The following is a 12,999-nucleotide window of genomic DNA, read 5'->3' on the forward strand; positions in this document are numbered from 1 at the left end:
TAAAATTTTGAAAAATCTGTTAAATAGGAGGGGTTTCTCTAGACAATATCAATCAAAAACATTCCAATTTATTTTCCTCAACCAATGACCAATCAGCATAGACTTTTGTTTTACCCTTATTTAAACAAAGTGTTTTATATGAGAGGGGGAGCTTCCATGGAGGCTAAAGAAACTAAGGTTAATTCTGAAAGCGATTACACATCGATCGCTCAGTCAGCATCTTTTCAAACATTACTCTCCGTAAAGAAAAGATTTATCATCCCAGTCACTATTTTCTTCTTTTGTTTTTACTTTGCTTTACCCGTACTAACCTCCTATTCCACAGTGTTAAATCACAAGTTTATCGGCAGCATTACGTGGGCATGGGTATTTGCCTTCTTACAATTCATCATGACCTGGGTTTTATGTATGATTTATTCAAAAAAAGCAGAAAAATTTGATGAATTAGCTACGAAAGTCATCCAAGAAGGAGGAATGAACCAATGAATACTGCAGCCTTTACCATGTTTTTATGTATCGTTTTTGTAACGTTAGTTATTACATACTACGCTTCAAAACGAACGAAAAATGCCAGCGAGTTTTACACGGCTGGCGGAGGTCTTACTGGCTGGCAAAATGGACTTGCCATTGCCGGGGATTATATGTCAGCTGCTTCTTTCCTTGGAATCGCAGGTGCAGTCGCTTTAACAGGCTTTGATGGTTTCTTTTATAGCATTGGTTTTCTCGTTGCATATCTAGTGGTGCTTTATTTAGTAGCTGAACCACTAAGGAACCTTGGAAAATATACATTTGCTGATATGATTGCCGCTCGTTTTGATGCTAAAAAAGTTCGTGGTTTCGCTGCTATGAACACGGTTACCATTTCGATTTTTTATATGATCGCACAACTTGTTGGTGCAGGAGCACTTATTAAATTATTACTTGGTTTAGAATATACTACATCTGTTTTAATCGTTGGGGTTCTAATGACTGTGTACGTTATTTTTGGAGGAATGCACGCCACAAGTTGGGTACAAATTATTAAAGCAGTTCTTTTAATGGGCGGTACCTTAGTAATCTCGATCATTGTTTTTTCAAAATTTAACTGGAGTATCACCGATATGTTTGCGCAAATGAAAACCGCTACACCATTAAAGGAATCCTTCTTAAACCCTGGTGTAAAATATAAAATTGGTCTTGATACGATTTCACTAAACATGGGACTAGTTCTTGGAACAGCAGGTTTGCCGCATATTCTTGTCCGTTTCTTTACCGTTAAGGATGCCAAAACTGCTCGTTCCTCGGTCGTTTATGCGACATGGATTATTGGCCTATTTTATGTAATGACCATTTTCCTTGGCTTCGGGGCTGCAGCTTTTGTTGGCAATAGTGAAATTGTAGCTGCGAACCCTGCAGGAAATATGGCTGCTCCACTTTTAGCACAAGCGCTTGGTGGAAATATGCTGTTTGCTTTTATATCAGCAGTTGCTTTTGCAACCATTCTCGCCGTAGTTGCTGGACTTGTTCTGACAGCTGCCTCTGCATTTGCACATGATTTCTATAACGTTATCCTAAAAAAAGGAAAAGCAACTGAAAAGCAGCAAGTTGGAATGGCTCGCTGGGCAGCCGTTGGCGTTTCGGTTATTTCAATTATTCTAGCTTTAGGGGCACAAACTCTGAATGTTGCCTTCCTGGTGTCACTGGCCTTTGCAGTCGCAGCAAGTGCTAATCTTCCGGTCATCCTATATACTATTTACTGGAAACGTTTCAACACAACCGGAGCAATTTGGGCTATGCTGGTTGGGCTTATTTCAGCAATCGGCCTAGTAATCGTCAGCCCGAATGTTTTCAGCCCTGAAGTAGGAAAAGCTATTTTTGTCGGAGAACCATGGTTCCCATATACCACCCCTGGAATTGTCTCGATTCCACTCGGATTTATTGCAGGCTATCTGGGAACCATCTTCTCAAGCCAAAAAGCAGATGTGAAGAGATACGATGAAGTACTCGTAAAATCGAATACAGGGATTAGCATTGATGGATAATACTCGAATGGGACTGAATAAATTTCAGTTCCATTTTTTATTGACGTATTTTCATAACTAAATGAAATTTTTTATTTTGCATAAAAGGCAAGAAGAAAAGGGGAAATTATTTATGTTATGGTTCTGTTAAACTTGCCTGTTGATTTCCGCTCCAGGCGGTATCGTTATTACTTCCCAGTCCGTACTTAAGGGTGGAACCGTTCAAGTAACAGGTGTTTATGGCGGCCGTTATAATGGCTTCCCACTTAGGGATTTCATGAACCGAAACATGGATATTAAACCCGTTATTCCAAATATGCCATTTTTATATGATTTAATTTCAAAAGTTCTAATCGGAGGAATCTCTCTCTATTCTTTGTGAAAAAAATTTGTCTTGCCATGTGTAAAGGGATTATGACACAGTCATAATCCCTTTACACTAATTTTTAACTTTTTCTTCCCATACCCTGATTCCTGCTGTTTCTTTTAGTCTTTAAGGAAGATGATTGATTCGGTGTTTCTTTTACGTTAAAGGACTTCTGCTTTGTTCCACTTTTCGAGAGGGATTTAGTTACTTGTCTTTTGGAGCCTCGTTCCCCTTTTGAATCTCGTGAACCCTCAGATTTACTCTCAAATTTGACTCTACCTTCATGATTTCTATCCTTTTTGTCCGATTGCTTGCGATTCTGATTGCGGTTATACGGATTTTTCTTCATCACATCTTGCTTTTCTTTCTGATCAATAGATGGAACTTTTTTAGCATCCTTGCCATCAGTATTGTCTAGATTTTGTTTTTTTATTGTTATGGTTAATTCTTTTTCAATCATGTCAAGCATGGGCCGGTCTTCGGAAGTATAAAAAGTTAGCGCAAGCCCTGTCATTCCTGCTCTGCCTGTCCTGCCTATTCGATGGACATAACTTTCTGAATCTTGAGGGATATCATAATTAAACACATGAGTGACCCCTTCAACATCAAGTCCTCGTGCTGCCACATCTGTGGCAACAAGCAATTGAACATCAGCATCTCTAAAACGCTTCATTACACGCTCTCTCTTGGCCTGGGACAAATCACCATGTAATTCGTCGCAAGAAAAACCGTTTGCTTTCAGCACATCAAACAGCTTACTAACTCGGCGTTTGGTCCTGCAGAAAATAACCGCTAAAAAAGGACGATACGTTTCGACCAATTGAATAAGCGTGGCTTGTTTGGCACGATCAGTCGTGTGAATCGCTAATTGCTTAACATTTTCAGCTGGTCCTTGCGTCTTTTCGACTTGAATATATTCCGGTTCACGCATATGCTTTTTTGCTAGTTTACGAATTTCGGGCGGCATGGTTGCTGAAAAAAGCATCGTTTGCCTGCTCGCAGGTGTTTCTCTAATAATATCTTCGACTTCGTTCAAAAACCCAATATGGAGCATCTGGTCAGCTTCATCCAAAACAAGGTAAGCGATTTCTGATAATCGGATGGTTTCTCGTCTAATATGATCTAAGAGTCGCCCGGGTGTTCCTACGACTATCTGCATCCCCCTTTTTAATTTTTTTAGCTGTTTATCAACATCCTGGCCGCCATATACCGCAAGGACATCGACACCGTTAATGTCAGAAATAAGTTTTTCAATTTCCTCTGTTATTTGCAATGCTAGTTCTCTCGTTGGTGTTACAATTAGCGCTTGAACATGCCCATCCTCACGATTAATTTTTTCTAAAATTGGCAGGATGAAAGCAAACGTCTTTCCGGTTCCTGTCTGCGCTTGTGCAATAATATCATGACCATTCATCACAAATGGAATCGCTTGTTCTTGAATCGGTGTTGGTTTCGCAATACCTTGACCGCGTAATTTTTCCACAATCGGTTCTGAAATACCCAATGATAAAAAATCTAACAAAAATACCCCTACTTTCTATTTAACCTATCCCATTCATATTGATTGTTTTTCCATTCAAAAGCAAATTTATTTCAACGTAAAGGATTCCAAACGCGCCAGTAAATCTTGTATATAAAAAAAGTAAATATGATAGTTGCCCTTTTTATCTAAAAGAATTATAATTTATAAAATAAAACCAAGTTTTTTCATCGGAATAGTAAATTATAATGATAAGGTGGAGATAAAATGGACCAACAAAGTTTTCTTATCATCCATGGCTTAGGCGGGAGTGGACCCGATCATTGGCAAACGTGGCTGGCTAATGAGTTAAGGAGAAGGAATTATCATGTACTCTACCCGACCTTTCCAAACTTTGATTCTCCAAATAAGAGTGTTTGGTTGAAGGAATTGTCTACAACACTGAAGACAATTCCAGATGAAGAAAATTTAACAATTATTACACACAGTCTTGGATGCTTATTGTGGCTCCATTATGCTTCTACACAAATCAAACCAATTGCCAAGCAAGTTATTTTAGTTGCACCGCCTTCTCCAAATCACATACTCAGTGAAGCAAAATCCTTTTATCCTGTGCCTTTGGATAGAAGCCATCTACAGAAAATATCAGAACACACCTTATTTATCCATTCATCCAATGATCCCTATTGCAGCATCGAGGATTCAAGACGTTTTCTTAACCTTGGACTCCCTTCCATTACAATAACTAATGCAGGTCACATCAATACACAGTCAGGACATGGGAAATGGCCATGGATATTAGATTTATGCCTCTCAAAGGAAAATCTTACTCAATATGTCTTAGAAAGAGAAGGAGTGTAGAACTGACACTCCTTCTTATTATTCACTTGGTGCTTCGCCATAAGTCATAAACAATACATATCTGTTAATCATTTCATAATCAGGAAATGTTATAATAAACTCATTTTACCAATACATATGAATCGGTTATATGAATAGCCAAGGAGAAGATAGGAATGGATTTGCATCAGTTGTATGTTTTTACAAAAGTGGTCGAACACAGAAGCTTTTCAAAGGCAGCAGATGATATTTTTTTAAGTCAATCAACGGTTAGTTCCCACATCCAGGCATTAGAGAAAATGTTAAATATAAAGCTATTTGATCGAGTCGGAAGGGAGAGTATTCTTACTCCACAGGGGGAACGTTTGTACCAATGGGCCCTTAAACTCTTACTGATTAAAGACCAAGCATTGCTAGATCTTAAAGAGGGGATGACGGACCTTCGGGGCATGATTCGGATTGCAGCAAGTTCTGTTCCTGGGCAATTTATGATTCCTAGAATGGTGAAACGATTTCGGGAACAGTATTCTGAAGTAACATTCCATATCCACCAATCCTCTTCAAAAATTGTTGCCGAAAAGGTGCTGAATGGATCCGTGGACGTTGGTATTTTGGGTGATAAATATGACAACGACAAACTTTGCTATATTCCTTTATTAAAAGAAAAATTAGTGCTGATTACATCGAACCGAAACGAAATTGTTGGCCCCGTCTCCATTGAGGATATTTTACATTATCCATTTGTAATGCGTAATTCTAACTCCGGAACCAATGCACTTTTGGAGCGGTCTCTTAAAAAAAATAACATTCATAAGGGCCAATTAAAAATCATTGCCTATACAGAAAGCGGGCAGAGTTTGATGCAGTTCGTCATTCAAGACATCGGCATTTCGATTATTTCAGAAATCGCTGCAAGAGAATATTCCGCCCAAAACATGCTTAAGATGCATGAAATAAATGGTTTTAATGATGAACGATATTTCTATCTAATCTACAACATTAATAAAACGCAGTCCCTGTTATCAAAATTATTTATTGAAGGTGCCGTGGATTTGGTTGGCGGCGGCCAACACAAACCCGTCTAATAGGTACATAAAAATGGATAAATAAGAAAATCTAATCAGGTAAAGTATTTCGGCGTTGGAGGGAAAATACATGACGAAGCATTAAGGCCTTCATGGAACCTTAGTCCTTCATTGACTTAACAGTGTCAGATACGGCATTGAATCTTGCTCAAAAAAAGGAAAATGCCTAGAATTAGCCTATTTCAAAAGAGAGAACAATTTGTTCTCCCTTTTATTGAATATTATCAACTTGTTCTATTCCTCGTAAATCATTTTTCTCGTCATTCCACCATCTACTATTAAATTAATTCCTGTAACAAAGTCATTTGCTTGATTGGTTAAATACAAACAGGCACGGGCAATATCACTCGGTTTACCGACTCGCTTCGAGAAATGCTGTTCATGGTCTAGTGCTGATAATTGTGAATCATCCCCATTATGGATCCAACCTGGTGAGATCGCATTGACCGTAATCCGTTCTTCGCTTAAGGACGCTGCCAAGGCATGCGTAAACGCAACGATCCCCCCTTTTGAAGCTGCATAAGCTTCTGAGTTTGGTTCTGACATAAGTGCTCGTGTTGATGCGATATTCACAATAGATCCACCAGATTCATTTTCCCGCATATATTTGGCTGCTTCACGAGAACAGAGGAAAACACTTCTTAAATTCGTATCCATCACATCGTCCCATTCTTCGAGTGATAATTCAAAGAGAGACTTAAACATACCTTTACCTGCATTATTAATTAAAATATCAATTTGCCCATACGTCCGTTTTGTTACATCAATTAGCCGAACAACATCTTCTTCCCTTCTAACATCCGTCTTTATAAACAGGACTTCTCCTCCACGATTTCGAATCTCCTCTGCGGTTTGATTACCTGCTTCTAATTCCACATCAGCCAGAACGACTTTAGCACCGGCTTGTGCAAAGGCAGCAGCCACCCCTCGTCCAATTCCATTGGCTGCTCCTGTTACAATGACCACTTTATTTAAAAACTCCATTCTCTTCCATCCTTCCTACTTTCATTTAAGTCTTATCATTTATACGTACCAAAAAATTAAAAACATACGTGGAGATTTTTTCTATGTAAGAAAAATAAATAATGGAAAAAACTATCTAATAAAACTACCTAAAGGAGGATTTCCAATGCCTGAAAAATGTTTCTATTGCGCCAATGAAATTGAAGAAAGACAGTTGCACTATGTCTCATTTATATCGTCAAATCAAGAAAGAGATGAATTGCTTTGTGCTGAATGTTACCAAGAATGGCTAGAAGGATTAAAAGGTTAAGTGCACAAAAGAGATAAATAACAAAAATAGTTGTGACTTATCCAAGTAATATCCTGTGGGTCACAGCTAAATGGAGTGTTACGTCATTGTCAATCAAAAAAAAGATGCCCCTGATTTTTTGCATGTTAGTTTTTTTTATTTTACTAACTAATAATACCATTCATTATATTCGTTCAAAAAATCAGCTGCTAGCCAATAATGAAAGAGAAATTGATATGATCACAAAAGAAGTGTCATTCCAAGTTGAAAATATTCGAGACGGCTCATTGTATGTTGAAGATATACTTGGCAGAAATTTAAGGATGGCTTCGTTGGCAATAAAACATGCACTGCCACCAAATTATCAGGATATTACAAATGAACAGCTAAAAAAACTGGCTCAAGAAGTAATGGTATCCCATATAACCCTGTTAGCGAAAACAGACGATGATATTATTGGTGTTAGATCCTCAGATTCTAAGGAAATTAACATGTCAACTAAGGGTTGGGGATACTGGTATGATGCCTTCCAACAACTATTCGCTTTAACCCCTGTTTCTGTTGGAAAAGGGTTAACCCTGCCGCATTTTTGGTCTGGGCCTATTGAGGTTGCTTCATCAAATCCTGATCATACTGATAAATGGGGCTACTTTTTTGATGGAACGACTAACTATATAATCAATCCTTACTTTCGTGACAACGAAGTATTAGAGTATGAAAGACAGTTTGGCCCAGGGGAGGTTATTAAAGGTTTTACCAAAGAGCGCGGTGTATTAGAAATCACTGTGTTCAATCCCAAAAACTTTGGCAAAAAAAAAGAAATTGTTCATTTAAACGGTAATAGTTATATTCGGATATCCGCCCAACAAATTTGGTATGGCTCCTATAAATATCGTAACGAAAAAGTAGATGCATCTTTTATCAAACGGGCGATAAATACAAGACATGTCCTTTCCTATCGAAATCAAATCAAGGGTAAGAATTTGATGAAAACCTTTGTTCCCGTTTATTCAACCCCCTCAGAGCCATTTGTAATTGGTCTTGTCTATAATTACGGACTCATTAAGGAGGAACTGATGCGTGAACTATTTGTTCATTTATTACTCTCCTTCGTGATTATGATTATAGTCTTAATCATCAGTTTGATTTTCTCCCGTTCCATTACACAGCCCATCGGTTATATTGTTGAGCAGGTAAATGAAATTGCACAAGGAAAATTCGGAAATATTTTGAACTTAAAACGAAAAGATGAATTAGGTCTGCTTACAGAAAATGTGAACGCATTATCGAAGGATTTGCAAAGTTACGTTACTGATTTGAATAAGAGCAAGGCACTCATTGAATACCAGGCATATCATGACCCCTTAACTGGTTTGTTAAACAGGAGGTATTTACAAGAAAAGTTAAAATCCTATATTGACCAAGCAAACGAAACTGGTGACACGGTATCCGTTTTATTTATCGATATCGATCGTTTTAAACAAGTGAATGATTCCTTTGGACATAACAAAGGTGATGAAATACTGAAAATGGTTGCCGAACGGATTAAGGAGAGTTTACCCAGTGAAAATACGATTATTACCAGGCAGGGCGGCGATGAATTTATTATTTTGTTATTAAGTCAAAGTCTTATTGAAACAAAGGCTGCTGCTGAAAAAGTCGTTAATAACCTAAAAAAAGCATATCTATTAGATGGCAACGAAATTTATCTCGGTGCCAGTTGCGGTATTGGTTTATTTCCCGAACATACCAACAATATGGATACACTGGTCGTTTATGCAGACCTTGCAATGTACTCAGCTAAAAAGCTGGGGGGAAATAAGGTCATCGTTTATTCTGAAAAATTAATCCAAACGAGCATCGAAAGGCCAAAGCTTGAAGCACGACTACGGAAAGCCATTGAAACTGAGAGTGTGGAAGTGTACTATCAACCGAAGGTTAATGTTGAAACAGGGATGATTTTTGGAATGGAGGCACTATTAAGATGGCACGACGAAGAATTAGGAAACGTTTCACCTGACCTATTTATACCGATAGCTGAAGATATCGGTTTAATCCATTCATTATGGGAATTTGTCATGAAGGAGGCGTGTCAACAGGTTAGTAAGTGGAATCGTACCCGTTCCAACCCGCTATCTGTTTCGATTAATTTTTCCGCTCGTCAATTTCAAGAACCACGCAGTATGGTAAAACAGGTTCAAGAAATTCTAGAAGAAAGTCAATTGGGATGTGGGAACTTTGAAATCGAAATTACCGAAAGCATTCTTTTGAACAATTCTTCCGAAATCGTTGAATCATTAAAGACCCTTCAGAATATGGGCATAGCTATTTCCATTGATGATTTTGGAACAGGCTATTCATCCTTAAGCTATTTAAAAAATTTGCCCATTGATATCTTAAAAATTGATAAATCTTTTATTCAGGATATTCATGAAGATACTGCAAATTCAGAGATAGCTGAAGCGGTTATTAATCTTGCACGTAGTCTTCACCTCAAAGTAATCGCTGAGGGAGTTGAAGAAGAATACCAAAAAGATTTTTTATTATCGAAAAACTGCGTTCAAATGCAGGGATACTTATTCAGTAAACCTTTAAACAAGCAAAAATTTGAGCAATTCCTTCAAAAGAATGCCAAATAAAAGTGGAGAGACTATTTTACAAATCTCTCCACTGTTTTAACACTGCTTCCACTATAATCAATTTGAAGGATCTTTGTCGACATCGTTGAAAACTCACTTCTCAACCCTTGTTCAACAAACCTCCCCTTCCCTTTCTCTGTAAAGCACAGAACAGTTGGTCCTGCACCGCTCAGTGCCACTCCGAAAGCACCAAGTGATTTAGCCAATTCCTCTATTTCCTGATAAGATTTAATGAGTGGTTTTCGGTATGGCTGGTGAAAGAGATCTTGCTCCATCATTTTTCCTGCTAACTTCCAGTTTTGAGTTAAAAGGGCAGCAACCAAAAGATTAGCTGTTGAGGAAGCCTGGATCGCTGCTTCGCGAGAAAATGCTGAAGGAAGAACCCCACGAGAGTCTTTCGTTAAAAGAATTTCATCTGGAATGACAGCAACCATCTCAAACGAAATATTAGAAATGCTGAGCATGTCTACATCGTTTTGCTGATAGGAACCGATAACCAATCCTCCGAGAAGGGATGCACCCACATTATCAGGATGCCCCTCAATCTCAGTAGCAATAAGCAGCTTTTCTTGGTGTGTTAAACCGATTTTTCCAACTGTATCAGCAAGTTCAATCCCCGCAACAATTGCCGCTGCACTTGAACCAAGTCCACGGGCTAAAGGAATGTCACTGTCCACTTTGATTTTACAAGGCTGTAACTCGATTCCATAGTTTGCAGCTGTTTTCAGAGCAATTTGGAGGATATAATGGGTCTCATCCGTTGGGAAGTCCTTCAATTCAGCACTTACAGACTGAATCTCCCACTTTACACTTTTCTCTCCTTCTAACGTCAAATACAAATCCACTGCAAGACCCATTGAATCGAAGCCTGGGCCTAGATTAGCTGTACTTGCTGGTACTTTGATTACAAAGCGGTCATGTAGGGTCATCTATGGACAACTCCTCGAATGTGTTGTGTGACAGCTTTTTCATCATTTGGTAATTGAATGGGGGTAACCATGCTGCTATTAATTGCCGTATCCGGGTCTTTTAAGCCATTACCTGTTAGGACAGCTACGATTTTTGTCCCCTTATTGATTTTCCCATTTTGGATATTCTTGTAGACTCCGGCAATCGAAGCACAAGAGGCAGGTTCAGCAAAAACCCCTTCAGTTGACGCTATTTTTTTATAGGCTGCCACGATTTCTTCATCACTAACTTCATCAAACTGCCCCTCTGATTCTTGAACAGCAGAAACCGCTAAATCCCAACTTGCTGGATTCCCAATTCGGATCGCTGTTGCAATAGTTTCAGGATTTTCAAAAACACGATTATGAACAAGAGCCGCTGCTCCAGCAGCTTCAAACCCAAACATTCTTGGTAAACCAGTACCTCTTTTAACGGAAAATTCTTTAAAACCCTTCCAATAAGCACTAATATTACCGGCATTACCTACCGGGATCGCAAAAATGTCAGGCGCATCCCCTAGTTGGTCAACTACTTCAAACGCCGCTGTTTTTTGTCCCTCTATTCGATAAGGATTGACGGAATTAACGAGGGCGATTGGTTCTTCCTCACTAATATTGCGGACCATTTTTAAGGCCTCATCAAAATTTCCTGCAATTGAAATAATTTCAGCTCCATACATCATCGCTTGCGCTAGTTTACCCATCGCAATTTTCCCCTCAGGGATTACGACAATACATTTAATTCCTGCCCTCGCTGCGTATGCTGCAGCCGCAGCAGAAGTATTTCCTGTTGAGGCACAAATAATCGTTTTACTACCTGCCTCGATGGCTTTAGCAACAGCCATTACCATTCCGCGGTCTTTAAAAGATCCGGTTGGATTGGCCCCTTCCATTTTCACATAAAGTTCAACGTCCCATTCCTTTGATAGTCGTTCAAGCTTTATTAATGGAGTATTACCTTCATTTAATGAAAGTAAAGGAGTTTCATTATTTACTGGTAAGTATTCTTTATACGCTTCTAATAATCCTGGCCATCTCATAACGACTCCCTCACCACCCGATACGCACTTTTTATTTCCTTAACCGCTTGTAAATCATTTAATTCTAGTAAAATTTGATCATAATTGGTTAACGATGCTCGATGTGTTACTAATACAATTTCTGATGTTTCATTTTTCTTAACAGGAAGCTGTAAGATTTTTTCAAAGCTGACCCCATTCTTTGCAAAAATAGTAGTGATATCAGCGAAAACGCCTACTTCATCCTGTACATGAATTCTTAAAAAATATTTTGAGTATTTTTCATCATTATCTTTTAACTGTTTTGGATATTGTGGTGTTATCGCACTTCTTCCATTTACCCCAAGCCTTAGGTTTTTAATGACCGCCACTAAGTCTGAAACAATAGCTGTTGCTGTTGGCAGGCTTCCAGCACCTGGTCCATAAAACATGGTTTCTCCGACCGACTCACCATAGACATAAACGGCATTATACTCATTTTGAACGGAAGCAAGCGGATGATTATTGGATAGGAAAGTTGGTGCAACACTAACCTCGACTTTCTCCCCTTCACGATGAGCATAGCCTATTAGTTTCATAGTATATCCCAATTGATTTCCATAGCGCAAATCTTCATCTGTAACTTTCGAAATCCCTGAAACCTGGACATCTTCTAAATCGATATGCATGGAAAAGCCCAATGTTGCTAAAATGGTCATTTTACGAGCTGCATCTAATCCTTCAACATCTGATGTTGGATCCGCTTCTGCAAACCCAAGCCCCTGTGCTTCCTTAAGGACCTCGTCATAGGACCGGCCTTCGTCGCTCATTTTCGTTAGGATATAATTGGTTGTTCCATTAACAATTCCCATTAACTGTTTAATACGATCAGAGGCAAGTCCATCGACTAAACCGCGAAGAATCGGGATCCCTCCAGCTACACTTGCTTCATAAAACAAATCACAGCCGTGTTCTGAAGCAACCGTTAATAGCTCTGAACCATGTAAAGCCATTAAATCCTTATTTGCAGTGACAACATGCTTGCCTTGCCGCAGGGCAGTAATTAAATAATCTTTTGTATCTTGGACACCGCCCATTACCTCAATCACTACATCAATTTCTTCATCATAAAGGATGTCGTCCGCATTGGAGGTTAACACCTTCGTATCTACCTCTACGGATCTTATTTTATGTAAATCCTGAACAAGGACCTTTTTGATAACAACTGGGCACCCCACTTGGTGGATTAATTTATCTTGATTTTTCTTAATAATTTTTACTACACCACAACCAACAGTACCTAAACCTAATAGCCCAATCGAGATTGCCTTCATGTTTTCCCCTCCTATATATGTCCTTGTGAAACGCACAATTGTTTTCCTGTTGTAGAC

Annotated in this window: 11 protein-coding genes and 1 pseudogene; 7 read left to right on the forward strand and 5 right to left on the reverse strand. The window is 38.7% G+C overall.

Annotation, left to right across the window (positions count from 1 at the left end):
- Positions 1-156: 156 nt before the first annotated feature.
- From V7137_RS05885 to V7137_RS05895, 3 genes and pseudogenes are all read left to right on the forward strand, one after another.
- On the forward strand, positions 157-486 hold the full coding sequence (locus tag V7137_RS05885) for a DUF485 domain-containing protein (RefSeq protein WP_335697201.1): 330 nt from the start codon (positions 157-159) through the stop codon (positions 484-486).
- Entirely contained in the window at positions 483-2,021 is a 1,539-nt protein-coding gene (locus V7137_RS05890; protein WP_335697202.1) for a solute symporter family protein, read from the forward strand. Before V7137_RS05885 ends, V7137_RS05890 begins: the two co-directional genes overlap by 4 nt.
- 148 nt (positions 2,022-2,169) lie before the next feature.
- A pseudogene (locus V7137_RS05895) lies at positions 2,170-2,343 on the forward strand (glutathione-dependent formaldehyde dehydrogenase); the annotation flags it as partial.
- A gap of 103 nt (positions 2,344-2,446) precedes the next feature.
- On the opposite strand, the gene V7137_RS05900 reads toward V7137_RS05895, so the two are convergent.
- Positions 2,447-3,889, reverse strand: coding sequence for a DEAD/DEAH box helicase (locus V7137_RS05900; RefSeq protein ID WP_335697203.1), 1,443 nt, complete (start codon positions 3,887-3,889; stop codon positions 2,447-2,449).
- Between the two features lie 225 nt (positions 3,890-4,114).
- On the opposite strand from V7137_RS05900, the gene V7137_RS05905 reads away from it, so the two are divergent.
- On the forward strand, positions 4,115-4,708 hold the full coding sequence (locus V7137_RS05905; RefSeq protein ID WP_335697204.1) for an RBBP9/YdeN family alpha/beta hydrolase: 594 nt from the start codon (positions 4,115-4,117) through the stop codon (positions 4,706-4,708).
- A 155-nt stretch (positions 4,709-4,863) separates the two neighbouring features.
- Entirely contained in the window at positions 4,864-5,772 is a 909-nt protein-coding gene (locus V7137_RS05910) for a selenium metabolism-associated LysR family transcriptional regulator (protein ID WP_335697205.1), read from the forward strand.
- A 234-nt stretch (positions 5,773-6,006) separates the two neighbouring features.
- Here the strand turns inward: V7137_RS05910 and V7137_RS05915 are convergent, their stop codons facing one another.
- Positions 6,007-6,756 carry a glucose 1-dehydrogenase gene (locus tag V7137_RS05915; protein ID WP_335697206.1) on the reverse strand — a complete coding sequence of 250 codons (750 nt, stop codon included), beginning with the start codon at positions 6,754-6,756 and terminating at the stop codon, positions 6,007-6,009.
- A 145-nt stretch (positions 6,757-6,901) separates the two neighbouring features.
- Here V7137_RS05915 and V7137_RS05920 point away from each other — a divergent pair, with 145 nt between their 5' ends.
- Positions 6,902-7,045: a hypothetical protein gene (locus V7137_RS05920; RefSeq protein ID WP_335697207.1), complete on the forward strand. Its 144-nt coding sequence runs from the start codon at positions 6,902-6,904 to the stop codon at positions 7,043-7,045.
- Positions 7,046-7,131: 86 nt separating this feature from the next.
- Positions 7,132-9,663 carry a putative bifunctional diguanylate cyclase/phosphodiesterase gene (locus tag V7137_RS05925; protein WP_335697208.1) on the forward strand — a complete coding sequence of 844 codons (2,532 nt, stop codon included), beginning with the start codon at positions 7,132-7,134 and terminating at the stop codon, positions 9,661-9,663.
- Between the two features lie 11 nt (positions 9,664-9,674).
- Here V7137_RS05925 and thrB read toward each other — a convergent pair whose 3' ends face one another.
- Genes thrB through V7137_RS05940 form a run of 3 tightly spaced genes read right to left on the reverse strand, consistent with a single transcriptional unit; the run spans position 9,675 to position 12,942 of the window.
- Positions 9,675-10,592, reverse strand: a complete 918-nt coding sequence (gene thrB / locus V7137_RS05930) for a homoserine kinase (RefSeq protein ID WP_335697209.1) — start codon at positions 10,590-10,592, stop codon at positions 9,675-9,677.
- Positions 10,589-11,650, reverse strand: coding sequence for a threonine synthase (thrC, locus tag V7137_RS05935; RefSeq protein ID WP_335697210.1), 1,062 nt, complete (start codon positions 11,648-11,650; stop codon positions 10,589-10,591). Before thrC ends, thrB begins: the two co-directional genes overlap by 4 nt.
- Complete coding sequence (locus tag V7137_RS05940; RefSeq protein WP_335697211.1) at positions 11,647-12,942, reverse strand: homoserine dehydrogenase; 1,296 nt, start codon at positions 12,940-12,942, stop codon at positions 11,647-11,649. Before V7137_RS05940 ends, thrC begins: the two co-directional genes overlap by 4 nt.
- Between the last annotated feature and the right edge of the window lie 57 nt (positions 12,943-12,999).

The sequence above is a fragment of the Neobacillus drentensis genome (genome assembly GCF_036962765.1).
Classification (GTDB): domain Bacteria; phylum Bacillota; class Bacilli; order Bacillales; family Cytobacillaceae; genus Neobacillus; species Neobacillus drentensis_C.